Source organism: Colwellia psychrerythraea 34H (assembly GCF_000012325.1).
In the GTDB taxonomy this organism is placed as follows: domain Bacteria; phylum Pseudomonadota; class Gammaproteobacteria; order Enterobacterales; family Alteromonadaceae; genus Colwellia; species Colwellia psychrerythraea_A.
The window spans coordinates 506,810-531,833 of the sequence record NC_003910.7 but is presented as its reverse complement, the minus strand read 5'-3'; the positions used below and the strand labels follow the sequence as shown (position 1 = coordinate 531,833).

At 36.3% G+C, this 25,024-nt stretch carries 23 protein-coding genes and 3 pseudogenes; 15 read left to right on the top strand and 11 right to left on the bottom strand.

Going from position 1 to position 25,024, the window contains the following annotated elements; genetic code table 11:
* Positions 1–287: 287 nt before the first annotated feature.
* The gene (locus tag CPS_RS02385) at positions 288–818 is read left to right on the top strand and encodes a hypothetical protein (RefSeq protein ID WP_011041394.1); all 531 of its coding nucleotides are present in this window, start codon (positions 288–290) and stop codon (positions 816–818) included.
* A gap of 311 nt (positions 819–1,129) precedes the next feature.
* On the opposite strand, the gene CPS_RS02380 is transcribed toward CPS_RS02385, so the two are convergent.
* Positions 1,130–1,630 carry a lactoylglutathione lyase family protein gene (locus tag CPS_RS02380; RefSeq protein WP_011041393.1) on the bottom strand — a complete coding sequence of 167 codons (501 nt, stop codon included), beginning with the start codon at positions 1,628–1,630 and terminating at the stop codon, positions 1,130–1,132.
* 94 nt (positions 1,631–1,724) lie between these two features.
* On the opposite strand from CPS_RS02380, the gene CPS_RS02375 reads away from it, so the two are divergent.
* The 3 genes from CPS_RS02375 to CPS_RS02360 all read left to right on the top strand — a co-directional run bounded on the left by CPS_RS02375 (position 1,725) and on the right by CPS_RS02360 (position 7,523).
* On the top strand, positions 1,725–2,597 hold the full coding sequence (locus CPS_RS02375) for a LysR family transcriptional regulator (RefSeq protein WP_011041392.1): 873 nt from the start codon (positions 1,725–1,727) through the stop codon (positions 2,595–2,597).
* A 1,075-nt stretch (positions 2,598–3,672) separates the two neighbouring features.
* A complete protein-coding gene (gene prsT, locus CPS_RS02365) occupies positions 3,673–6,426 on the top strand; it encodes an XrtA/PEP-CTERM system TPR-repeat protein PrsT (RefSeq protein ID WP_011041389.1) in 2,754 nt (917 codons plus the stop codon).
* 296 nt (positions 6,427–6,722) lie between these two features.
* Positions 6,723–7,523 carry a PEP-CTERM sorting domain-containing protein gene (locus tag CPS_RS02360; RefSeq protein ID WP_011041388.1) on the top strand — a complete coding sequence of 267 codons (801 nt, stop codon included), beginning with the start codon at positions 6,723–6,725 and terminating at the stop codon, positions 7,521–7,523.
* A gap of 121 nt (positions 7,524–7,644) precedes the next feature.
* On the opposite strand, the gene CPS_RS02355 is transcribed toward CPS_RS02360, so the two are convergent.
* The 5 genes from CPS_RS02355 to CPS_RS02335 form a co-directional block, all read right to left on the bottom strand.
* Positions 7,645–9,297 carry an FAD-binding protein gene (locus CPS_RS02355; protein ID WP_011041387.1) on the bottom strand — a complete coding sequence of 551 codons (1,653 nt, stop codon included), beginning with the start codon at positions 9,295–9,297 and terminating at the stop codon, positions 7,645–7,647.
* Between the two features lie 55 nt (positions 9,298–9,352).
* A complete protein-coding gene (locus CPS_RS02350; protein WP_138140226.1) occupies positions 9,353–10,102 on the bottom strand; it encodes a PEP-CTERM/exosortase system-associated acyltransferase in 750 nt (249 codons plus the stop codon).
* Between the two features lie 13 nt (positions 10,103–10,115).
* Positions 10,116–10,886: a PEP-CTERM/exosortase system-associated acyltransferase gene (locus tag CPS_RS02345; protein WP_011041385.1), complete on the bottom strand. Its 771-nt coding sequence runs from the start codon at positions 10,884–10,886 to the stop codon at positions 10,116–10,118.
* Between the two features lie 253 nt (positions 10,887–11,139).
* The gene (locus CPS_RS02340) at positions 11,140–11,751 is read right to left on the bottom strand and encodes an HAD family hydrolase (RefSeq protein WP_011041384.1); all 612 of its coding nucleotides are present in this window, start codon (positions 11,749–11,751) and stop codon (positions 11,140–11,142) included.
* Positions 11,752–11,807: 56 nt separating this feature from the next.
* Positions 11,808–12,068 (bottom strand): DUF3081 family protein, encoded by a 261-nt coding sequence (locus tag CPS_RS02335; protein ID WP_011041383.1) that lies wholly within the window; start codon positions 12,066–12,068, stop codon positions 11,808–11,810.
* Positions 12,069–12,311: 243 nt separating this feature from the next.
* On the opposite strand from CPS_RS02335, the gene CPS_RS02330 reads away from it, so the two are divergent.
* The 5 genes and pseudogenes from CPS_RS02330 (at position 12,312) to CPS_RS02310 (ending at position 16,370) form a co-directional block, all read left to right on the top strand.
* Positions 12,312–13,178 (top strand): kinase, encoded by an 867-nt coding sequence (locus CPS_RS02330; RefSeq protein WP_011041382.1) that lies wholly within the window; start codon positions 12,312–12,314, stop codon positions 13,176–13,178.
* Positions 13,179–13,308: 130 nt separating this feature from the next.
* Positions 13,309–14,172 (top strand): alpha/beta hydrolase family protein, encoded by an 864-nt coding sequence (locus CPS_RS02325; RefSeq protein ID WP_011041381.1) that lies wholly within the window; start codon positions 13,309–13,311, stop codon positions 14,170–14,172.
* Positions 14,173–14,589: 417 nt separating this feature from the next.
* A pseudogene (locus CPS_RS02320) lies at positions 14,590–15,203 on the top strand (flavin reductase family protein).
* A gap of 32 nt (positions 15,204–15,235) precedes the next feature.
* On the top strand, positions 15,236–15,646 hold the full coding sequence (locus CPS_RS02315) for a thiol-disulfide oxidoreductase DCC family protein (RefSeq protein WP_011041378.1): 411 nt from the start codon (positions 15,236–15,238) through the stop codon (positions 15,644–15,646).
* Positions 15,636–16,370 carry an SDR family NAD(P)-dependent oxidoreductase gene (locus CPS_RS02310; protein WP_011041377.1) on the top strand — a complete coding sequence of 245 codons (735 nt, stop codon included), beginning with the start codon at positions 15,636–15,638 and terminating at the stop codon, positions 16,368–16,370. The genes CPS_RS02315 and CPS_RS02310 overlap by 11 nt, the downstream gene beginning before the upstream one ends.
* Before the next feature lie 50 nt (positions 16,371–16,420).
* Here CPS_RS02310 and CPS_RS02305 read toward each other — a convergent pair whose 3' ends face one another.
* From CPS_RS02305 to CPS_RS24335, 3 genes and pseudogenes are all read right to left on the bottom strand, one after another.
* Positions 16,421–16,636: a TIGR02450 family Trp-rich protein gene (locus tag CPS_RS02305; protein WP_011041375.1), complete on the bottom strand. Its 216-nt coding sequence runs from the start codon at positions 16,634–16,636 to the stop codon at positions 16,421–16,423.
* Between the two features lie 20 nt (positions 16,637–16,656).
* Positions 16,657–17,157, bottom strand: coding sequence for a CIA30 family protein (locus tag CPS_RS02300; RefSeq protein WP_011041374.1), 501 nt, complete (start codon positions 17,155–17,157; stop codon positions 16,657–16,659).
* An 86-nt stretch (positions 17,158–17,243) separates the two neighbouring features.
* Positions 17,244–17,411, bottom strand: a pseudogene (locus CPS_RS24335) (DUF3081 family protein); the annotation flags it as partial.
* A 329-nt stretch (positions 17,412–17,740) separates the two neighbouring features.
* On the opposite strand from CPS_RS24335, the gene CPS_RS02295 reads away from it, so the two are divergent.
* Entirely contained in the window at positions 17,741–18,262 is a 522-nt protein-coding gene (locus CPS_RS02295) for a hypothetical protein (protein ID WP_011041373.1), read from the top strand.
* A gap of 238 nt (positions 18,263–18,500) precedes the next feature.
* Positions 18,501–19,190 carry a DUF3667 domain-containing protein gene (locus CPS_RS02290; RefSeq protein WP_011041372.1) on the top strand — a complete coding sequence of 230 codons (690 nt, stop codon included), beginning with the start codon at positions 18,501–18,503 and terminating at the stop codon, positions 19,188–19,190.
* A gap of 82 nt (positions 19,191–19,272) precedes the next feature.
* On the opposite strand, the gene CPS_RS23830 is transcribed toward CPS_RS02290, so the two are convergent.
* Positions 19,273–19,422, bottom strand: a complete 150-nt coding sequence (locus CPS_RS23830; RefSeq protein WP_187148286.1) for an MmcQ/YjbR family DNA-binding protein — start codon at positions 19,420–19,422, stop codon at positions 19,273–19,275.
* 459 nt (positions 19,423–19,881) lie between these two features.
* Between CPS_RS23830 and CPS_RS02280 the strand changes: the two genes are divergently transcribed.
* From CPS_RS02280 to CPS_RS02265, 4 genes are read left to right on the top strand one after another with little or no spacing between them, the layout of a single operon-like run.
* Complete coding sequence (locus CPS_RS02280; RefSeq protein ID WP_011041370.1) at positions 19,882–20,763, top strand: kinase; 882 nt, start codon at positions 19,882–19,884, stop codon at positions 20,761–20,763.
* Positions 20,760–21,623: an HAD-IIB family hydrolase gene (locus CPS_RS02275; protein ID WP_011041369.1), complete on the top strand. Its 864-nt coding sequence runs from the start codon at positions 20,760–20,762 to the stop codon at positions 21,621–21,623. Before CPS_RS02280 ends, CPS_RS02275 begins: the two co-directional genes overlap by 4 nt.
* Entirely contained in the window at positions 21,616–22,842 is a 1,227-nt protein-coding gene (locus tag CPS_RS02270) for a glycosyl transferase (RefSeq protein WP_011041368.1), read from the top strand. Before CPS_RS02275 ends, CPS_RS02270 begins: the two co-directional genes overlap by 8 nt.
* Positions 22,843–22,871: 29 nt before the next feature.
* Positions 22,872–24,623: an alpha-amylase family glycosyl hydrolase gene (locus CPS_RS02265; RefSeq protein ID WP_041736585.1), complete on the top strand. Its 1,752-nt coding sequence runs from the start codon at positions 22,872–22,874 to the stop codon at positions 24,621–24,623.
* 5 nt (positions 24,624–24,628) lie between these two features.
* Here the strand turns inward: CPS_RS02265 and CPS_RS23825 are convergent.
* Positions 24,629–24,766 (bottom strand): annotated as a pseudogene (locus CPS_RS23825) (MmcQ/YjbR family DNA-binding protein); the annotation flags it as partial.
* Between the last annotated feature and the right edge of the window lie 258 nt (positions 24,767–25,024).

Sequence of the window (25,024 nt, the reverse complement as noted above, 5' to 3'; positions counted from 1 at the left end):
TTGCGGAATGCCAATTTACTTAGAGGAATTGAATTGTGACTTTTCAAGAAAATCATCGGGTTTGCCCCGAACACCCCAAAACAGCTAAATCAACAGCAAAAAATAAACTCACTACTTTCAGCAAATGCACTTCTACATTCAGTAAGCTCACTTTCTTAATACTGTGCTTTGTTATATGTGATGCATACAACCTATTGTCAATGAACACTTTTACTGCAAGCTTTGAGCTATCTTCATCGAATGCTTTTTCATTTCATACAACAATTGAATTGAAGTAGGGGTCTAAAATGGAATATGCATTACAAGAAGTTAAAACCCAAGCAAAGAAGTTATTAAAAGCATTGAAGTTAGATCCAAGCTTAGTCAGAGCTATGCAAATACCTTTAAAGAAAATTGCCATATCATCACCCGAGGCGTTACAGCTAAAACATTGCCTAGGACTGGTTTCAATGGAGCTAGGTTTTAAAGATTGGCATGAAGCTCAACAGCTTTTATCTGGTAGTAAATCGCAATTGATGATGATAAACATGGGTAGCTTTTTTTACCCCAAAGGCTGTGGTGGTTTTATTAATGAATGGTTTGCCGATTACTCTCAAGCTAGAAACACCTTGGTTAACAGTCCGACGTCAAAATGGCTGTTGCCTTATAAAAATCAATTTATTGTCGTAGAGAAAGACTATATTGAAGTGTTTAAGCTAGATAAAGCGCTATTATCATCTTGGGCAGAGATAGAGCATGACATGGTGGCTAGTTATAATAGTGTAGCTTGGGATAAAATAACCTGTGCTGTGATTAGGAATAGACTGAAAGACTATTAAACCTGGTAAGTAAGCATTCACACTTTTATCGTGTGAATGCTATAACGCTGCATTATTTATGTAACCGGAACTCTGGATAATGAGTGCTTGATGTTTATTTAAAACCAATAGATTAGGTTGTAACACAGAAAAATTAGCAGGAACAACGTAGTTAAATGTCCGATCAATGTGTCAATTTTTGAGGTTATCAAGGCAAAAAGTTTATGAATAGCTGGCTATTTATCGACGTTTTAACGATGAGAACCACAAAAATGGGAATGTTGAGCAAGTGCTGCTTATCCAGAGTTCAGGTTATGTAATACCAATCCCGCTTAATAAGCGCCTGCTGCGTAAGTTAACTCGTAACTGTGGCTATATATTTCTAAAATATTTCCAAACGGGTCTTCCATGTAAATCATACGATAAGGTTTTTCACCTGGGTAGTAATAACGAGGCTCTGCCATGCGTTTTTTACCACCAGCTTCGACAATTTTTTCAACTAGCTCTTCTAAATTAGGATCTTGCACACAGAAGTGAAACACGCCTGTTTTCCAGTACTCAAAGTTATTCTCTGGGTTCTCTTGGTTTTTAAATTCAAACAGTTCAACACCAATACGATCGCCGGTAGACATATGAGCAATTTTAAACTTGCCCCAATTAGCGCCAAATACGTCGGTACACATTTCACCAATAGGGCTATCGTCTTCCTCTATTTCAGTAGGCTCCATAATCAAATACCAACCCAGCACTTCAGTATAAAATTTAACGGCTTTTTCTACTGAAGGTACAGAGATCCCAATGTGGGAGAATGTTCTAGGATATGCTTTACTCATTTTATTTTCCTCAGTTACTCAGATAGGTGTAGTTTACGACGGACGATAAATTACGTACAATTATCATAAATCATAATTATGAGTACGTTTTGTAATGATTAATCTTGTTTGGTTAAAAACATTTTGCTCCCTCGTTGATATTGGCCACTTTACACAAACTGCTGAAAAGTTATTTATGACTCAATCAGGAGTCAGCCAACATATAAAGAAACTGGAGCAGCACCTAGATACCTTCCTACTTGTACGCGAAGGGAAATCTTTTTCACTTACCGATGCCGGTGATAAGCTTTACCAGCAAGGTCAAATCTTATTAAGAAGCTCAGAAGAAATAGAAGCATCGATTAAACATGATGATCCCTTAATAGGCACAGTTAAAATAACCACGCCTGGCAGTGTCGGTTTAAAGTTATATCCCCAGCTATTGGACATACAACAATCCCATCCAACATTAGTTATTGATTATATGTTTGCGCCAAATTCAAGCATAGAACAAGACTTAATCGATAGAAAGGTGGATATAGGTTTACTTACCGAGCAGACAAAAAGCTCAACCTTAATGAGCACGCCAATAGCGGTAGAGCCCTTAGTATTAGTTACATCAAAGCAAACTCAAGTGATTAACTGGCAAACATTAATTGCTCTTGGTTTTATCGGCCATCCTGATGCTGAGCATCATACGCAACAATTATTAAGTGAAAATTATCATGAGTTTGAACATATCAATCAGTTTGAACGTACTGGATTTTCAAATCAAATCAGCTTAATTTTAGAACCCGTTAGTCGCGGTTTAGGTTTTACTGTGCTACCTCTACATGCTGTGAATGCTTTTCATAAGCAAGACGACATTGCAGTACATTTTTTAAAACATACGGTTAATGAAACCTTATACCTTTGCCAAAACAGTCTCTCCTTTGAAAATAGTCGCACGCAATATATTAAATCTCTCATCATTGATTTTATTAGTTAACACTGCTACTTACCGTCATCAAATATCTGCACTGCTGGCCAAAATACTGGGCTTACCAAACACTCAATGTATTTCAGGGATTTGTTATGATAACTCAACAAATACTGAACATAGGCGCAAATAGTGATACTGCTAAGGCCCTCGCTTTACAATTAGGAGAGAGTAAAACTACTAGTTTGATTCTTATCAGTCATGATTTTAGCGCTTACGATTCAAGAAATAACCACTTACAATCACGCCCCTATTACCCGCATTTTATCTGTACGGCATATTATACCAAGTCCATTAAGTTTGTTCCCACTCAGAGCTTACCAGCAGTTTGAGAACAAATAGGATTTTTTTGCATATAGTCTCTCTATATGAAAGAAATTCTGTGCGGTTATCGAATTGCTGGAAAGCTCCCAAAGGGCGAGTTTAAAAGACTTAAACGCTGCGTTATTGATTTTGAGAAGGGAGTGACCATTCTCTACAACCAATGCCTTGCCTCTAAGACTTTTAACTCTCGCTGAGTGAGAAGAAACTTATTGGAATTGGTATTACATAACACTTAATATTTTTGCCGTTATTGAACTCGTTAAAATATTGAAAAACTCATTTCTTTTTATAACGCCTTTCTAAGTGGTCGTAACGCGGTTTACCTTTCATCTGTGTAGCAAGGAAATAATCGATTAACCGTTGCAACATCAACACTAGAAAATCATTTATTAATCAACAAGGAAGATAATCGTGCTGGAGCGATTTGGGCTAGTTTATATCTTCAAATTGAAGCCGACAAAGCATTAACAAATTATCAAATGTTATTACAAACACAACAGTAAAGCGTTTCAGTCAATAATAATTTAGCTTTGCTATACATGGAAAAATAAGTCAAAGCGTATAAACTATCAGAAGGTAACCGTGTAGATTTAACGTAAAATTACATAGAAGTGCTCATTACTAATGAACCAATAAATGAAGCCAGAAAGCTGTTATTCCAATCTGATTAATTTATTGGTATTAAAAAACGCAACCTCAAAGTGATGCTCAAAAATAAAAAATGAAGACCTTACTCGATATGGAATAAAAAGGAATTAACATGAACGACTCCACGATGAAGTGTATCAAGCTAGCAGCGATAGTATGCATAGCTATAGGACTCTCTGCTTGTTCAGAACAAAAAACAACACAAGAGTATATTTTAGCCTCGAAAGTTTACCTTCAGAAACTTGAGTATGGTGCAGCAATAGTTGAATTAAAAAATGCGGTTCGACAAACACCAAAAGATGCTGAAGCGCGGTATTATTTAGCTAAAGCTTACTCCGAGCAAGGCAGTTATGTAAACGCCGAAAAGGAGCTAGATAAAGCAGAACAGTTTGGTTTGGAAATGAATCTGTTGCTACCTGATTTGGTTTTTATAAAATCAAAATTGAATAAAGTCGAAGAAGTATACGCTTTAATGGAAAATGTAGAGTCTTTAAATGATGAGCAATACATCGTTGTTTTAACATATGCTGGTATCACTGCACTGAATAACAAAGAGCTAGAAAGAGCTCAAGATTTTATAGCTCAAGCAAATACAATTAGTGAAACGTCTCTTTATAGTAAAATGGGAGCGGCTTATTTACTCCATGCGGAAGACAATTTTTCAAAAGGGATAGAGATAATTGATACTGTGTTGGGCGAATCGCCAGACTTTACAGAGGCACTTTTACTGAAAGGTCATTTGTTATTTTCTTCAGAACAATTTATCCAAGCAAATGGGGTATATACCAAGTACAGACAACTACATCCTTTCGCTAACAAAGTTCTTTTCTTTGAAGTAAATAGTTTGATCTCAGCTGGGGAGTATGAGCAAGCAGATGTTAAGGCAACAGAGTTAATAAAACGTTTCAAAAATTCACCCTTGGCTCATCAATATAAAGCCCAAGTTGAGTATCAAAAGAAAAATTATGAAGATGCGAGATCTTATGCAATTAGTGCAGCCCAGCAAGGGAATGAGTTTATTATTTCAAAATTGATTGCTGGTATGAGTTCTTATCAATTAGGAGATATTGAACAAGCCTATGGTTATTTAAATCAAACTGAAAAATATTTACCCTCATCCCATCCAATAAAAAGGATACTTGCTTCTATTAAAATTAAACTAGGGTATACCACAGAAGGTATTGTTCAATTAAGTGCATTAGAGGGGTTAACCACATCGGATGCCGGCTTATTTCAATCATCAAGTATTGAATTGATAAAAGCGGGAGATTTTGAAAATGCTATAAAGTTGCTAGATAAAGCATCTATCATAGCACCAGAAAATGCCTCTGTAGCAGCGCAAAAAGGCATGCTAAAACTTTCTCAAAACGATAAAACAGGTATTGCATCGCTCGAACATGCGTTAAACCTAGATCCTAATTTAAAAGATGTTGAATTTTCTTTGGCAATACAATATTTAGATAATGGACAAGAGAAAAAAGTGCGGTCTATTGCGAAAAAATGGATTGCCTCGCAAGATAACCAAGCATCTGGATATTTACTGTTAGGGATAATTCATTCGAATAATAATCTGAGTTCAAAAGCCGAAGAAAACTATCAAAAAGCGCTATCAATTGAACCTGAAAATTACACTGCACTATTTTATCTCGCCGATATTGCAGAGGATGCTGATAGGATATTAGACGCAGTTGACTATTATCAAAAAGTAGTGACTATTTTACCTGAGCATAAAGCCGCCATTCAAAAATTAAGTCGATTACAGCTCAAGCACAACAATACGTCTAACAATGTTGAATTTTTATCAACATTAGCGGCTAAACACCCTAAAAACATCACCTTAGCATTAGGATTAGCACAAAATTTACGTTTAAATAATGAATTAAAAAAAGCCATTACATTATTGGAAAGCATGTCTGATTGGGCTAGAAGTTCTCAACAATATTGGGCTATTTTAGGTGATAATTATCTTCAAGCGAAAAGTCACACCAAAGCGAAAGAATGTTTTAAAAAAGTGCTTGCTTTAAATCCAAATAATTTTGTCGCACATTTGCGCCTAATTGCTATATCTGAAGTTAAGCGTAACTACAAGCAAGCCTTAACATATACGATAAGCTCATTAGAAAGATTTGAACACAATACTCGGTTATTAATATTAAAAGCTAATTTTGAGTTATTAACCGGCGATCTAGTATCAGCTAAGAAAACGTTGAGATATCTACAAGAACAAAAAGTGTCACACCACCTTATCAATAAATTTGTTGGGGAGCTGGCGTTAGCTGACAAAGACTATCCTAGCGCTATTGATAACTTCCACGAACTGTACCAAAAAAGCCCAACAGCGTTAAATGTAATGTTATTAGCAAGAGCATTGAGCTTCAATGGTCAAAAAGCAGAAGCTGCCCAGACCATAGAGAGTTACCTTTCTAGAATGATAAAAGATCATAAAGTAAGGCTTTTATTAGCTGAGTTATATATGCAGTTTGATGAGGCTAAGGCTATCAAGCACTTAGAGATAATAAACCAAAGTGAACAAAACAATGCGGTGGTATTAAATAACTTGGCGATGCTGGAGTTGAAACGCGCTAGACCCGAGCAAGCATTGTTATATGCTGAAAAAGCGTTTGAACTTAAATCAGGCATTCATCAAATATCAGACACCTATGGTGCGGCCTTAGTGACGGTTAAAAATTTCGACAGCGCGATTATCGTGTTGCTAAATGCCATCAATCAAGGCAGTGAAGCTGAAACCACCTATGTGAATTTAACTAAAGCTTATTTAGCTACCGGCAAAACGGATAAAGTGAAAGCCCTACTAGACTCTATCAAAGATAGAACCTTCTATTCTAAAGTTCAGGCTATGAGGTAATGAGTTGATTGATAGCTTATAAAGCACCATGGACGACTTGTTTGATAAAGTGGGTACACTAATTATGGCTGCTAAAAGAGAAAATCACTAACATTAAAACTGTCAGCATTCTTTACACATTACTGGTTAAAATATGATCAATTCAAGCGATGTGATTTTTTTTTCTTTAACTTCAAGGGTTAATAATCTTGGTATGTTGATTGCTTTATAACCATAGCAAGTGTTAATAATCTTGGTATATTGATTGCTTTATAACCATTGCAAGTTACTTTATTTAAATTAATAAGGACATGATAATGAAAAAATTAATGATAGCAGGAACAATTGCAGGAACAATGATTTTATCTAGCTTTGCGGCATCTGCGGCTGTGGTGACTGCTGGAGGAATACAATGGGATGATACTACAACACATGCTGGTGGCGTTGCCATGCAAAGTAATTTTCAACAGTGGTTTACTAATAGTGCTACTGGAATGGCTAATGGAGTTGATACAATTATAACTGATGACGCAGTTCTTGGTGCTGCTGGTGCGGAATTGGTTGGTATTGGTGAGTTTTATAGCTTTGCTGATGGCAGAGATCCTGCGGGACCTCCTTCATTCTGTGTTACCGCTGGCTGTGAACTGACTTATGCTTTTGGTGGTTTAATAGCAACGGGTGTTAATACTTTTAATAGCGATAACGCATGGCTCAATATTTATATCGACCAATCGCCAGATTTTGATTCAAATACTGCTACTGATACGACCTTGTCTTCGACTGCTCATGAAAAATTTGCAGAAGCACAGAATGGCACCTTATGGGCTTCTTATACATTTGATTTCTTTGACCTAGACGGTACACTGTTAGGTGGTGAAACTGAATTTACGTTGTCAGTTGTAGGCGGATTGGCAATGGGCACGCTTGACTACAACAACATGCCATTTGGCGATCTTGGTAATACTGCTACGGCACGTTTCAATAACGATAATTCTTTGTATAGTTTTGATGGTAATGGCCAGCATGCCAGTTTTCAAGTACCAGAACCTACTTCTTTAGCTATTTTTGGCTTAGGTTTACTTGGTTTAGCAGGCGCTGCTCGTCGTAAACAAGCTTAATTATTTGCTGATAGACCTAGAAAATGTAGTAAATGCCTCTGAATAGAGGCATTTTTTATGTTTTTGTGAAACTGATAATTATTTTAAATAAACAATAGTTTTACACTTTGATGACTTGCCATTATCTTGGATTATACCGGCCCATACTTAAAATATTATTGGGATCTACTACTGATTTTATATCGTTAACGGTGTGCCAAAATGGCGAGTTCGCATCTAACAACCATTGCTGCTGATCTATGTTTAATCTATAAGGTATGTAGCCTAATTTCACTCCTTCAAGTACCAGTTCTTTCAGGCAATTGTGTGCATCTTTAACTGCATCAGGGTCTGATAAATCAAACAAAATGGGAATGGTGCTGTCAACACAATCATGTTTTAAATTGGTGAAAGTTATTAGTGGTTCAATATTAAACTTTGGGCAGGTCGCTCTAATAAAATCAACATACTCTCTCATTATGTTAGGTTTCATTGTAACTAAAGGCGCATACCAAAGCACTCCACAACCGTCTTTACCTGGAGATAAGTTATCAGCAGGGAATCTTTTTGCATTTTTATGCCGCCAATAAGCAAGCTTCAAGGCAATATTATTTGGTCGTCCTAACATGATTTCTTTACCACGCTCGAATGAAGCCAACTGCTCTTTAATAAGAGCTAAAAAGGGTGCTAATTTGAAGAGAAAGTTAGGAGTCGTATTTATTACGGCATTGCCAATAGAGAAGATAGGGCTATCAGAAAATATTTGCCGACAAGGAAGGGCTTTAAATATTCGTTTAATTTCTTTTTTAACTGTTTTGGCAACACCATTAGAGCCATAAATACTGCCCATTATAGTCCAGCTAGGCGTTTGCTGCGCTTTACTGAGTTTAGCTATATCAGTTGGTGACATGACTTTGTGTTCACCAGGATTAGGGTTTTCTGCAAACATAGACAAAACTCTTCTCTTATCCATTAAGTTGATTGAGCCGACAATTCCTTCATAATCTCTTAATATTTTTCTAATTAAAGGTATAGCTATTTCTAAAGCTTTATCATCTGGCACTTGCATAATAAAAGAAATAAACTTTTGTGGTTTTCTTGCCATTCTAATGGACATTTGGGTAACGACGCCCAAATTTGATTGTGTAAACAATCCGTCTAAATAAGGACCAAGGCCCCATTTAAAGGTCTTATCTACTGTTTTATTATGAGATTTATCAAGTTCATTTACGGCTGAGCAAAAATGTCTCGCATTCGCCCAATACCCTTGAACCGCAGTAACCGCACCAAAATGGTCTGTATATGGGGTAATGCCATAGCCACGTTCTATAGCATTGCCAACAATTGAAGCATTAGGTCCAGCTCCTGTTACCGGAACCATGAAATTATCACCATTACTTATGAAAAAATCACTCAAGAGCTGCTGTGTCACTCCTGGTTCTACTGTAACTAATCCTAAGTCTTCATCAAATTCGATTTGTGTTAAACCTGACAAATCTAAAATCACTACTTTTATATCAAGTTTAGGTGGTTGGCTGGTTCCATAGCCCCAATTTAATCCTGTACTTATTGGGTAAATGGTAAATTTAAACTCTGGCTGATTGGCTAATTCATTAGCAAGTAATAATAGAGATTCTACATCTTTTTTATCATAAGCTTTTACCACCGCTATAATATTAGTTTTTCCTTCTAAACCTTCTGTTCCTCGATGGTACGGTATTAATTCATCAGCCTGAGTAATTAATGTAGCATTATTACCTATTGCTGTTTTGATATAAGAAATACAATCCGACATATTTTATAATCCTGAAAATTGCTGTTCATCATAAATGAAAAACATGAGCCTAAGTCTATCTATCAACTAAGTTTGTATAAGGTGAGAGAGATATTTGTTGGCATAAATCACTATGTATAATAATATAAAGATCTTTTAATTCTTCCGTTAAATGCGAACTAAACCCTTCTTTTTCAAGATAAAACATAGCGCGTCGACCATGATAGTCTGTTTTATCACCCGCTTGTTTAAAAGGCAGACCAAAACGGGTCAAACGTCTGTTTAAACGAGGTTCCATCATGACAAACAAACCCACATGATTACACATAGAAGCTAGAGATAAACCCGCTAAATAAAGCCCCATAGCAATATTGGGGAAGTTTCGCCGTTCATCTTCGGAGTAGAAATTTTTAGGATCAATATTATTAATGATAAAAGGTGTGTGGTCTTCTTTTTTTCTTCGTCGAAAAGAGGCTAATACCGCAAGACGAGATATTTCACCAAAACTGCCGCGTTTGAGGGTTGTCGAGTCAATTATTTCAGGTCGGGCAGAATGTAAACAGTTTTTTTCAAACGGTAATTGGAAATTAGGATGGTTGACTGGTGGGATAACGAGTCTAATGCACCCGGCAAAGGCTCCAGTACGTCGATGCTCTAACAAGCAATGAAAAGCGTAATCATCGTATACATCTGTTTCCATTTCGAGCTCATTTTCAGGCTCCCAACCAAGTTCAGTACAATAAACTCCGTATCGAATTTTAAATGCAACTTGCCGTAACGATTTAGTATCTGCAAACCTTATTTTAAAATCAAAAGGGTGGTTCATGGTTAAATTTCCATTATTTTTCCGCTGGATTGGTATAAGGTATGAATGATATTTGTTGGCAAATATCATTATGTATAATGGTATAAAGGTCTTTTAATTCTTCAGTTAAATTTAGACTAAACCCTTCTTTTTCAAGATAAAACATAGCGCGCTGGCCATGATAGTCCATTGCCTCGCCAGCTTGTTCAAAAGGCAGGCCAAAACGGGTCAAACGTCTGTTTAAACGAGGTTCCATCATGACAAATAATCCTACATGATTACATAAACTCGCTAGAGATAAACCCGCTAAATAAAGGCCCATAGCAATATTGGGGAAATTTCGCCGTTCATCTTCAGTATAAACCGTCTCAGGATTAATTTCATTAATGATAAATGGTTTGCTTTTTTCTTTTTCTCGTCGTCTAAAAGAGGCTAATACGGCAAGACGAGATATTTCACCAAAACTGCCGCGTTTGAGGGTTGTTGAGTCAATTATTTCAGGTAGGGCAGAATGTAAACAGTTTTTTTCAAACGGTAATTGGAAGTTAGGTTGGCTGACTGGTGGAATAACGAGCCTAATGCACCCGGCAAAGGTTCCAGTACGGCGATGTTCTAGCAAGCAATGAAAAGCGTAATCATCGTATGCATCTGTTTCTATTTTGAGCTCATTTTCAGGCTCCCAACCGAGCTCACTACTGTAAACTCCATAACGAATATTAAATGCAGCTTGTCGCAACGCTTTAGTATCAGCAAATCTTATTTTGAAATACTTATTGAAATGTTTGGCAATTGAATATTCACTCATCATTCCTTCCATATATCTAAGGTGATTATTAATAGTAATCTTTGTAGTTAGCTAAAAGATAGAACAGTACACTCTTTTTTAGTATTATAATTTATCGTTAACTGTAGTATTTTTAAAGTAAAATGTCACTACCGATGGTTGGCTTAGTGTAAATCCATTTACGTTATGATAATTTAAATTTAGCGCATACTTTATTAATCGCAATGTACTTTGATAGTATGTGAATCAACGGTTATGCTCTTGCTGTTTTCTATTAGGGTATCGCGAGTAGCACCCGCATATTTTGTTTAATTACGTCACATAGCTCAGAAAGGTCATCCACTACAATATCCGCTAAACCTGCATAACTCAACGCTTTAGCATAAGTCACAAGGCAAGACATAGTATTAGCATTTTGGGCTGCTTGCAGATCATATAAGTAGTCACCTACATACAATAAGTTTTCTGGTGGGGTGTTCCAGTATTGGGCTAAATGTAATAAAGCATCAGGGGCCGGTTTAGCTTTATGATCTTCCCGCGTTAATAGGATAGGAACATCAATATTATTATTGTTTAGCTTTATCAAAGCCGCTTGTTTGCAATTTCGTGTGACAATAGCGCAAGGTATCGAGAGTTTGGACAATAATGCTAAGAGTTCATCAGTACCAGCCAACTTACTAGCGCTATTGGCATCATTGATTTCATAGTCAACTAACACTTGATGGGCATCAATTCTTTGCTGTTTCGGTAATGAGTCAACAAAATTCAATAAATCGATATTTTTCGAACAACCTAACGCTTTTCGAATATTATCAAAATTTAATGATGAAGAAACCAAGGTGTTGTCGAGGTCAAAAATAACGCCTAGCAGTTTATGTGTTAACACTATTTAATATCTCCGATTATCCGCATCATGCAATTCAAAGCAATCAACAAAACTTATCAATTAAGTGCGATCAGTGAATTAACCTTTTTGTAAAACTCATTAAAGGTCTCTTTTTTGTCAAATTGAACGTCGAATTTGCTATGAAATAATAAAGTTATGGTTAGATCTTTATAAGTTAACCAACAAGTATAACCATCAAAATCATGTTGCGCTCGAATACCCAGAAATTCATATTCACCTCCTAATTTAGTACCTTTGGTCTGTATTAAATTAAAAATGTACAAAAAGTCTTTATATTTTAATATGTTATTAGTCATAGAGATAAAACGCTATCATTTGGTGGGAACAAAAAGTAAAACATATAATGACTCCTACGGTTAAGCTAATAATAGCATTACGTAAGAACAACAAAATAAGTTCATATTGTGCCGTTCTATCATAAAAACATATCGACGTTCAACAATACTTAGAAGTAATAGTTAGAAGCAATAGCTGGGCTTATTTAAAGTGACATAATCGATAAGACCATAACAATATTTATTAATTATCAAGGGTGAAGAATGCTTTCAGATTTTATTAAACAACATAAGTTACCTGAAGAATTTAGGCTAACAGTAGAAGAGCATTACAAACCACTAGCTGATCGCATTGTTAGACTCTTTAACAAAAAAAGTAATGCCTATTTCGTCGGGATAAATGGCTGTCAAGGTAGTGGTAAATCGACACTCACCGACTTCATTGCTGAATATTTGATAGCACAATACCAACTTAATGTTGTCGTCATGTCTTTAGATGATTTTTACTTATCGAGCACAAAGCGTAATCAATTAGCAGACGATATTCACCCACTGTTATCAACTAGAGGTGTTCCAGGCACGCATGATATAACGGCCCTTAATCGGGTGTTAAGCCAATTATCAGAGCACAGAACAGGATTCTCAATTCCAAAGTTCAACAAAGCTATCGATGAACCATGTCCCCAAAGCCAATGGATCTCAGTTGAAAAACCGGTAGACATTATTTTATTAGAGGGTTGGTGTTGGGGCGTAACATCTCAAACAGACGAGCAATTACAAACACCAATTAACGACCTAGAATTACAACACGATGCAGAGGGTGAATGGCGTAGTTACGTTAATCAACAACTTAAAACGGGTTATGAACCGCTTTACAAAAAAATGGACTTTTGGTTAGCATTACAAGCGCCGTCTTTCGATTGTGTTTATCAATGGCGATTAGAACAAGAGCAAAAATTACAAGCCAAAAACATTGGCTTGTCTCATTCAAAAGTCATGTCGCCTGCAGAGGTATTAAACTTCACTCACTATTTCCAAAGGCTTACCGTACACGGGAGTAATACCCTTTCAAATTCTGCAGATGCTGTTTTTCATTTAGATAATACTCGTCATATTATAGATATCCCTTAAAGGACGATTAGGAAGTCAGGGGGGATTTCTATGTCTCGAGACTCAATATTCCCAGCTATTGATTTTTATCATAAGCCCTGTAGAGTGGTCATACCAGGCAACTCAATATTAAAACTAAAACATCACCTTTATGGCTAACTTTTATTCAACTGAAGTAGAAATTATATGTGTAGATCAGTACGCTATCGCGGCAACAATCTACACGCCACAAGAAGCGCTGAAGGGTGCAATTTTAATAGGCCCTGCGACAGGAATACAAAGACAATTTTATGCGAGCTTTGCTGCTTTTCTTGCAGAAAAAGGCTATGGCGTGATCACCTTTGATAATAGAGGTATTGGTGGTTCTTTAATTGGAAACGTCAGTGAAAGTGATGCGTCATTACAATGTTGGGGGGAAAAAGATATGCCTGCGGTATTGGAGCAATTGAAAACAACCTTTCCTAATACGAAATATCATTTGATTGGACATAGTGCAGGAGGGCAACTTGTTGGGTTAATGCATAATGCGAAGGATTTCACTTCCATCTTTAATTTTGCAAGTTCATCCGGTCAATTAAAGAATATGAACAGAACTTACGCCATAAAGGCACACTTTTTTATGAATTTCTTTATCCCATTAAGTAATACGCTTTTTGGTCATACGAAATCTCAATGGTTAGGAATGGGCGAGCCTTTACCTAAAGTCGTCGCTCAACAATGGCGAGAATGGTGCAATAGTGAAGGCTATGTAAAAGCTTCATTCGGTAAAACAGTTCATACTCATTTATATGACGATTTATCAACGCCATCTATGTGGGTGAATGCAGCTGATGATGAGATCGCAATTGATGAAAATGTTGAGGACATGCTCAGTGTCTTCACAAAAATAAATGCAGAAACACTCACTTTATCTGCTGGTGACTATGCACTAGATGAAATAGGCCATATGAAATTCTTTAGCCGAAAATCTCAGGTTTTATGGATTCATACCTTAAACTGGTTAGAAAAGTATTAAAAATGTGTAAAAGCGCTTAAGTATCTTGAATTGAGTTCTTACCTCTGTAGTAAAGTAGACGCCTTAACTTACCTGGTCATTATTCCTAAATACAAAATTTCGGTAATAAAGAAATCGTTCTCGCTGCTTTTCAGTACGATTAACACCCAACACTTAGAATCAACCTGCCTCCCTTTTTCATCTACAATCTTTACGCCTAACGCTGCTTCAATAACAACCTTTAAGGTGATGATCCCCACCATACTGAGATATTGTTGATAACCAAGATATATGACCTCAATCTTTCACAAGTTTGCTGATAATATTATTTGTTGAGATCCTTTCAATCAACACTTCCGTATTAAGAAATAATGACGACAATTATTTAGGGGATTCACCATTACTTATAAACATTTTGATTATGATAATTTATTGCGAATGGATAGTCGCTATCGTGCAAAATTTATAAACAGCCTATCTGGTTTTAAAAGTGCCAACCTTATAGGCACGCAAGACCATAGAGGGCAAAAAACCTTGCTATATTCAGCTCAGTTGTACACATAGGATCTTCGCCTGCGCTAGTTGGCTTTGTAATGAGGCCCGATAACGGATCCCGACATACGCTTGATAATATCATCTGTACAAAGTGTTACACCATTAATCAGGTATCCGCTAAATTTTACAATTCTGCTCATCAAAGCTCAGCTCGTTATGAAAAAACACAAAGTGAGTTTACACAACTCGGTTTTTCTGAACATTATTTAGGTAATATTAAGGCGCCATTTGTTAAAGAGAGTCGTTTGAAATATGCAGTAAAGTTAAAAGAAATAATGCCAGTATCACTTAATGATACTCTATTTATCATTGGGGAAATAACACATATTATTTGCGATAAAGTAGCTATTAAAGATGATGGTTATATTGATATTGAAGCGCTAGAAACGGTTACCGTATCCGGCTTAGACAGTTACCATAAAAGTGAACGCCTGACACGTTTAAGTTATGCAAAGCCTGAGTCTTTCGCAACAGATATATCACTCAATGGTACATAGACGAAAGGTATGTTTACATTAAGGAGAATATGATGAAAGATAATATTTTAACTATTTTTTATGACGGTCATTGCCCTCTCTGTACTTTAGAAATGCAGAAACTCAAACACTATGACTCCAAAAACCTGATTGTATTAGAGGATTTACATCAAGAAAATTTCACTATGCTTTTTCCTGAAATCGATAATGATAAGGCAATGAAAATTTTACATGGCCAATACCAAGGCAAAACATTACTCGCATTAGACGTAACGCACAGAGCATGGACACTAGTCGGAAGAGGAGCATTCGTTGTGCCCTTAAAGCTTCCAATAATCAAGCAACTAGCCCATGCTGGTTATTTGCTGCTAGCAAAGTACCGACATCCTATATCGAATTGTTTATATGAGCGTTTTGGCATCGGCATAAACACATGTGATAAAGGAACTTGTTATGACAAATAAAGCAACATTAATCGTTGGAGCTAATAGCGATATTGCAAAGGCATTAGCACTAAAAATCATCAACTCTGAATACCCCCAATTGATTATCGTTAGCCGTGATATCACTTTTTATCAGCAAGCATTATTTAGTCAAGCCATTCTCATTGAAACAGCCAGTTATAACGACGAAGATATAGGTAAAGTAGCTGATACGATCAAGCAAATAGGTGCTAGAGATATATCACGCGTTTTCATATGTCACGGAGTATTACACAGTAAAAGTTATCAACCGGAAAAGCGTTTAGAAGATTTTTCAGCTGAAGCTTTTATTAAAGTGATTAATGCTAACACCATTACCCCAATGTTATGGTTAAAACACTTAACACCATTACTCGCTTCCCAACATCGCTGTAAAATAATCATCTTTACCGCAAGGGTTGGTAGTATAAGCGATAACAAATTAGGGGGTTGGTATAGTTATCGTTCTTCAAAGGCTGCAATGAATATGTTAATAAAATCAGCTGCGGTAGAATTAGCACGAAGAGCAAAAAACATTAAATTGATTTCTTTTCATCCCGGTACAACTGACACACCACTTTCCAAGCCTTTTCAGGCAAACGTACCCCAAGGTAAATTGTTTACCTGTGAATTTGTTGCAAAGCAATTATTAACGATTGTTGAAGATACGGTCATTGATGGAGAAGCAAGCTTTCTTGATTGGCAAGGCAAAGATATCCCGTGGTGATAAATTCGTTGACGTTATTTTTAATACCCTTTTAAGACGCTTGCTTTATTTTATTGCCACCCTATTTTCCAATGAAGACTATTTTTTAAATCACGCCAATTAATAGGATATTCATTGTGAGATATAACAGCTTCAATGACACATTCAATAACCCGCTGTTTATCGTCAAATATCACCTTTGTTATCACAAAATGCTTCTCTTGGTTATCCACACTCATTTTTGTCCATTTGCTATGCATCAATGCTTTGGGGCTTACTTTATTCATGATTACACCTTAAAAATTGATTAGCCCATAAACTTAATCGCTTGAACCGATAAAGAAAAATGTTGCCTCTGGTTAGCCTTAATTAAAAAGCCTACATGGGAAATTGATTCAGCTTCAAGCAAAGGCGCATTTTCAATGATTCGACCTCTAAAAGAGGCTTTAAAATCAGTCAAATTGAACGTGTGATCTTCTACCTCTCCTTTTTTAGTATCAAAATCAATTTTATAAGCAAGCTCGTACCCTGCCACTTGGCTTCGAACTCTCAGTTGGTAACGGTTACCATCGCCTAGGACTTTAATGGTAATAGACTCAATATCATCTGGCAGTGTCGGTAACTTTTTAAATATGCTGGTAAAGCCACCATAGTTTTCAATAGAAATATTGCCTGAAAATACAAAGACTTTATTGTCTAACTGAGTATTAGCTACGGATAAACCTCCCATAACACTATCGTTAGTGACCCTCCACTCATCAAGGCTTCGTTCATTATCAAACGTGATTAACACTGTACTTTTTTTCATATGTTTTTTTCCATTCAAACCCTCAGCACAGATCAGTGTGGAGAAAAATAGCGTAATGCATACTACAATTAACTGATTAAGAAACATTATCTTTTCTTGAAGGTTATCTGTTTATCATCAACAAGTTTGGTAGAACCGTTCAATGTAGCCTTTTCCTGATATTGAAACGAAACCTGATTATAAAAAAATATCATCATAACGAGGTCCTTATAACCGATGTAGCATGCATACCCTTCAAAATTGTGCCAAGCTAAAAGCTCGTCTAACTAAAACCTACCATCACATTTTTACCAAGTGAAAGTATTTTATTAAATACACTTAAGTAATTATATAAATTCATACAAATTTTTCACTACGTCTATATAGCTGAACGGCCTGGTAGGCTTAGCTATACCTTCTAAACTTGCCCTTTCACTGTTTGCTTACTTAGAAGTAAGCAGCACATTCCTATATATGTTTGTACGTAGCAGTAGGCGTAATGGTTCAACAATAAAAATAATTTTTGAATAAAATTTGTGAACTATATCGAATACTCAAACGTACAACATGACTAATAACAGTCCATAAAAACGAGAACTTCTGTATGCGTATTTTATTATTCTGTCTTACCCTTCTTTTAATCACGGGGTGTACCAAAAATTATGCTAATAAGACTATAGAGGGCAAAACGTTCCCTTCAGTTACGGGTCAAAATCTTGAACAGAAAATGGTGAGCATTCCAAACGACTTTACAAGTGACTTCACGCTACTCTTAGTTGGTTATAAACAAAACTCACAATTTGATATCGACAGGTGGCTGATAGCTTTAGACATGACAGAAACTAATGTTGATGTTTATGAGATACCCAGTATTCAAGGATTGTTTCCACGCATGTTCAGTACCATGATTGATAATGGTATGCGTAAAGGTATTCCGAAAGAGCTTTGGAAAGGCGTTATTACCGTTTATAAAGATGGCGAGAGCATTCAAGCTTTCACTGGTAATGAAAAACCCAATAATGCACGTGCAATATTGCTGAATAAAGACGGTGTCATTTTATATTTTTACGATGATGGATTTTCAGTGGCGGCATTGAATAATTTAAGAAGCCGCTTGGGAAGTTAATGAATACTTTATAATTCCTTCGATACTGGATGTCCTCTAATCATGAGTGAGTGAGTTACCCTATTATAAATGTACCAAGATTGATGCCTGATCTTTCTTACTCATTTCACTCACCACCAACATAAACGAATTTTCTAACATCAGCCTGACCGAGACCTATCATTTCATTGTCACCCAAAGCCACTAACTCAAAATTAACAGGTTGCATAGCTTGGCGCCTTCGTTCTATGATAAAAGTATGGATTGTAAAAATTGCCAGACAAAACTTCAGGAGACAGCTCACTTTTGCTTAAAATGTGGGCAAAGTACAGCCAGCCTTAATCGACCATTTTTTGTTGTGGCCAAAGACATACTGCATGAATTATTAGATATTGATGGAAGATTGGGGTTTACTCTTCGCACTATGTTAAGCAAACCGGGACAGCTGACGCTCGAATTTAATCAAGGAAAGCGAGTAAAGTATACACCGCCTCTACGTTTATACTTGGCGATCAGCATTCTGTTTTTCATCCTTTTATCTAGCATATATCAAGTTTACGATCCCAATTATGCATTAACAGACTCTATGAGTAGCTATTACTCCAAGGCAATGTTTGTTTTATTCCCAGTATTTGCATTAATTGTGCAGCTCTTTTTTCGGCAGAGCTTCTATATCGGTAATTTAGTTTTTTCCATGCATCTACATAGCATAATCTATTTAATGTTAATGATTATCGCGCCTTTAGAAGCTTTGGAACAATCTCATCTGATATTTTTACTACTTCAAGCTCCTCCTACCTTATATTTGATATGGTATGTATTTTCAGCTTTTAAAACCGTATATCAGCAGAGTTGGTGGAGAATATTAGGAAAAGCCTCGGCAATCTATTTAATATATATGTCTATTCTAGGAATAGTATTTGATGTTGTGATGAAAAATATATTTTAATCTAGTAACTATCTCACAAGATGTAGTTTTAAAAGGCTACTTTAACAATTTTATCGAGTAAAGGTATTAGGCTTTAGTGAAGTTAGCTGCCTATATGCAAAAGAATAGACTGCTGATCCTTCTTAGTCATTTTACTGACTACCAACATATATGAATTATCCATCATACGCTCAATTTCACCTTGTGGAATTGAGCCATCGAGAATGATTGTATTCCATAGTCTCTTATTCATGTAATCATTAGCGCTACTATTATAGTAAAAGTAGCTTATGCCGTATAAAAGTGAGCACAGCAATTTGATACTTCTGATGATAAGTTTCTCTAATAGCCTATTTGAAAACCTTACCATGCTAAAAGCCTTTATCAATCGCAATGACTTGTTGCAATGAGTTAATCATGCTTTATCAATATTTCTTTGTAGCATGTTGTTATCTAAAACACGTTCTACATACTATTTAAAAAACAGTGTATATCTAATTGCTTAATTACTGTTCTTTAATTGCACCAACATTAGGCAATTGTTTTAAAACTGTGCACTTTCAATAGAGTAAAAACACATAACAACAAATCTAATTGATATAAATAATCATTATTTTACAATGAATTATAAAAAGTAATTGGGATCTGACTGGAATGGCATAGGACTTGAAATAACAACCATAACTTGTATTTTTTATTTCGGATGAAAATTATGGTTTCAACTTTTATTAAACAACACAATTTACCTGAAGAATTTAAACTTGCAGTCAACGAATATTACATACCATTGGCAGATCAGATATTTAACCGATTTACGCAAAATAAGGAGGCTTATTTTGTCGGTATAAATGGTTGTCAAGGAAGTGGTAAGTCAACACTAACTGATTTCATTGCCAGCTATTTAACGACACAGTATCAACTCAATGTTGTGGTGATGTCCTTAGATGATTTTTATTTTTCGAGCGAAAAGCGCAGAACGTTAGCACAAGGTATTCACCCTTTATTAGCAACACGAGGCGTACCTGGAACACATGATGTTGTTGAACTTAATCATGTGTTAACCCAGCTAAAGGAAAAGAAAACAGGGTTTTCTATTCAAAAGTTCAACAAAGCTACTGATAACCCTTATCCTGAAAAGCAATGGCCGACCATTGAAAAAACCGCAGATATAATCATAGTGGAAGGTTGGTGCTGGGGCGTAGAGCCACAAACAGTAGAACAACTAAAAGCTCCAATCAATGAACTTGAATGCCAATACGATAAAACTGGGCAATGGCGAGATTATGTTAATCAACAACTTAAAATCGCTTATAAACCTTTGTATAAAAAAATGGATTTCTGGTTAGCACTTCAAGCGCCTTCATTCGATTGCGTGTATAAATGGCGTTTAGAGCAAGAACAAAAATTAAAAGATAGAAATATCGGTTTAGTCAATTCAAAAATTATGTCTCCCGCAGAGATACTAAATTTCACTCAATATTTCCAAAGACTTAGCGTTCAAGGATGCAAAACATTTTCACAATCTGCTGATGCTATTTTCTACTTAGATTACGACCGTAAAATCACAAAAATGTCGATCACGGAAAGTGTATGAGAAAATTGAAAACGCTTATTTTCAGTGATCTAGATGGAACACTGCTAGATCATTTCACTTATCAATCAACCGCTGCAGATAAAACACTTCAGCAGTTAGAAAGTGCTGAGATCCCAGTTATTTTAAATACCAGTAAAACACTCGCAGAATTAGAAATAATTCATCACGATCTCAATTTAAAGACACCATTCATTATAGAAAATGGCGCCGCGATATATATCCCAATAAACACCTTCAAAACGCAGCCTGCGGGTACCGTGGTTATAGATCATTACTGGGTAAAACCATTTAGTTTACCTAGACAATATTGGATAAATTTATTAGCAAAACATACTGATGAATTTAGCCAGTACTACCAGGGTTTTTCAGCCTTATCAGCATCAGAATTATGCAACATCACCGGGTTAAATTTAGCAGAAACTGAACGAGCTAAACAACGACAATTTGCTGAGCCACTTCATTGGTTAGGAGATGAACCGACGAAAAAAGTCTTTATAGATCGATTGATTAATCTAGGTGTCAATGTCGTTCAAGGAGGAAGGTTTATTCATGTAGGGGATTTTTGCGATAAAGGCCAAGCACTAATTTGGTTGACTGAGCGATACCGCGAGCATTTCGATAACGTTTCCATTTTCACTATTGCCTTAGGAGACGGAGAAAATGATATCACTATGTTAGAAGCTGCAGATATAGCGGTTCAAGTACGCTCTCCTGTCCATGACTTTCCCACATTATATCGCCAGTATAAAACCACTCAAACCCAATTATACGGTCCGGAAGGTTGGGCTGAAGCCATTCAAAAACTTTTAGCGAATCAACTACTTTCACCTTCAATTAACTCAGGAGTAAATCATGGCTGATTTTTATCAAAATGGCACAGTAACAACGTTACACAACTTGGCGCAACGTGAACCTGCGGATATGGCAGATGAATTATTAACGTTCTCAAAAACCCGTTCTCTAGGGTTGATGTTACCGTCTTTATTCTCGGAGTTAGAAGGTCAAGCCTTACCTGACATTATTAATAAAGTTAAGGAAGTAAAATACTTATCTGAAATTGTTATTGGATTAGACAGAGCAGATCTTGAGCAATATAAACACGCTTTATCATTTTTTAGTCAGTTACCCCAACATCATCGAGTATTATGGAATGATGGTCCGAGGTTGCAAGCTATAGATGCAAAATTACAAGCACTCGGATTAGCCCCTAAAGAGCTAGGAAAAGGCCGTAATGTTTGGTATTGCATGGGATACATTTTAGCCTCAGGTAAAGCTGAGTCTATTGCATTACATGACTGCGACATTTTGACTTATGAAAGAGATTTACTGGATAGGTTACTCTACCCTGTTGCCAACCCATTGTTTAATTATGAATTTTCTAAAGGTTTTTATGCACGTGTAGCTGACGGAAAAATTAATGGTCGCGTATCTCGTTTATTAGTTACCCCATTAATTAAAGCACTGAAAAAAACAGTGGGTCATTGTGATTACCTTGAATACATGGATAGCTTTTTATACCCATTAGCGGGGGAATTTTCATTTCGTCGAGACGTATTAAATGATATTCGTATCCCAAGCGATTGGGGGTTAGAAATTGGGGTTTTATCCGAGATGTACCGTAATTACTCACCGAACCGTATATGCCAAGTTGATATAGCCTCAACGTATGATCATAAGCACCAAGATTTGTCTTTGGATAACTCCGCTGGCGGCTTATCAAAAATGTCGATTGATATCAGTAAAGCCTTTATTCGAAAGCTCGCCACACAAGGTGAAACATTCACCGCTGAAAAGTTTAGAACGTTAAAAGCAACCTACTATCGTATCGCGCTAGATTACGTGGAAACCTATAGAAATGACGCCATGATGAATGGACTTAAGCTCGATATTCATAATGAAGAAAAAGCGGTAGAAATGTTCGCTGAAAATATCTTAACGGCAGGAAGCACTTTCTTAGAACACCCCATGGAAACGCCTTTTATACCGTCTTGGAATCGTGTTGTAAGTGCTATCCCCGATATTCTCTCGCAATTAAAAGAAGCGGTTGAATTAGATAACGAAGAATTTAGTAAAAAATAGAATTATCAGTATTAAAAGAAGGCGAAACTATGAAACCGCAGGTTGATCAACTAAAACATAAGTTAACTCAGCAGCTTTCGACTATTTATAAAGATGTTCCTCTTGAGCAATCATTTGATGATATTGCACAAAGACTCATGAACGTTATGCGATTATCAAGCGAGGTGGTGGTTGTAAAACCTTTTACCAACCAATGGTCCGAGGAAGATATTATTTTGATCACCTACGGTGATAGCATTATCAAAGCAGATCAACCGCCATTACAAACATTAAAGCATTTTTTAGACACTACCATTGAAAATACCATTAATAGTGTTCACATTTTACCCTTTTTCCCCTACAGCTCAGATGATGGTTTTGCCGTTATTGATTATTCTTCAGTCAATGAATCTTTAGGAACATGGCAAGATATAGAAGATATCAGTAAAGACTATCACTTGATGTCAGATCTTGTGATTAACCACTGCTCCAGCCGAAGTGCTTGGTTTGATAACTTTGTTAAAGGAGAAGGTCAAGGTAGCGATTATTTTTTCACTGCACTACCCGATGATAATTTAACAGATGTAGTGCGCCCACGTACCTCACCATTACTCAAAGAAGTTGAAACGGGTAATGGCAAAAAATTTGTCTGGTGCACCTTTAGCCACGACCAAGTCGACTTTGATTTTCGTAACCCTGAAGTATTAGCGGCATTTACGTCAATCATCAGGCAGTACCTAGACATCGGCGTTAAGATATTCCGCTTAGATGCTATCGCCTTTTTATGGAAAGTAACAGGTACTACCTGCATCAATTTACCTGAAACACATGAGGTTGTTCGGTTATTGAGAACTCTCATTGAATCGGCTGAACCTCAAGCGATTATCATCACCGAAACAAATATCCCTAATACCCAAAACCTGACGTACTTTGGTAATGCTAACGAAGCGCACGGCATTTATAACTTTTCATTACCGCCCCTTCTATTAAACACCCTACTCACAGGTAATTGCTTATATTTAAAACGTTGGTTAATGAGTATGCCTCCGTCACAAGACGGCACCCTATATTTTAATTTTATTGCCTCACATGACGGTATTGGTTTACGTCCGGCTGAAGGTTTATTAAGTGAAAATGAACTTGATACCTTAGTGCACACGGTAGAAAATTTTGGTGGTAAAATTTCATGGCGTACTTCTGATACTGGCGAGCAAAAAGCGTACGAGATGAATATCTCACTCTATGATGCGATGCAAGGGACGGTTGATGGAAAAGATCAATGGAATTTTGAACGTTTTATTTGTGCACATGCCATTATGTTTGCTCTTGAAGGCATACCAGGTATTTATATTCATAGTCTGTTGGGTACGCAAAACGACTATCAAAAATTAGCAAATACCCACCATAACCGGTCTATTAATCGACGTCGTTGGCAAGAAAATGCTTTAGAAGAGGCACTCGCTAATAAAAGTTTACATCATGCACGAGTTCTCTCGACGTTAAAATCATTATTAAATACTCGCATTAAGCAACCAGCCTTTCATCCCAATGCGACGCAGTTTACACTTCATTTAGGTTTACAACTATTTGGCTTTTGGCGACAAAGCCAAGATAGAAAACAAAGTATTTTTTGTGTCAGTAATGTTTCTGATCAACCCATAACACTGCCATTAAGTGAGCTTAATTTAATTATTACGGAATCTTGGTTTGAGCTTATTAGCAAGAAAGAAATCACTGAATTAACACAAAAAATACTATTAACACCTTATCAAACAGTTTGGATCAGTAATGTAATAACATAAACGCATTAAAAATGTATCAGGATTGACTGCTGATCTTTCTTAGTCATTTGGCTCACCACTAACTTAAACGAGTTATCTATCATGCGCTCAATTTCACCTTGTGGAATTGAGCCATCGAGAATGATTGTATTCCACAAGCGCTTAATATCAAGATATATTATACCCATAACAAAAAATACAAATCACTTTACAATAATGTTTTTAAAAACAGATGGAAATCTATATTTAGCTTTTAGTTAGATAAACACCTACTTATTTGATAAATATGAAAATATGGACTAAATATATTAGATAGAATAGTTGGTTTTCATAATACCATTGGCGCGGGTTCACAAGGTGTCAACTTAATTAACTCTTTGCTTGCTGGAAGCAAAACATCATCTGACAATAGAACAAGATAG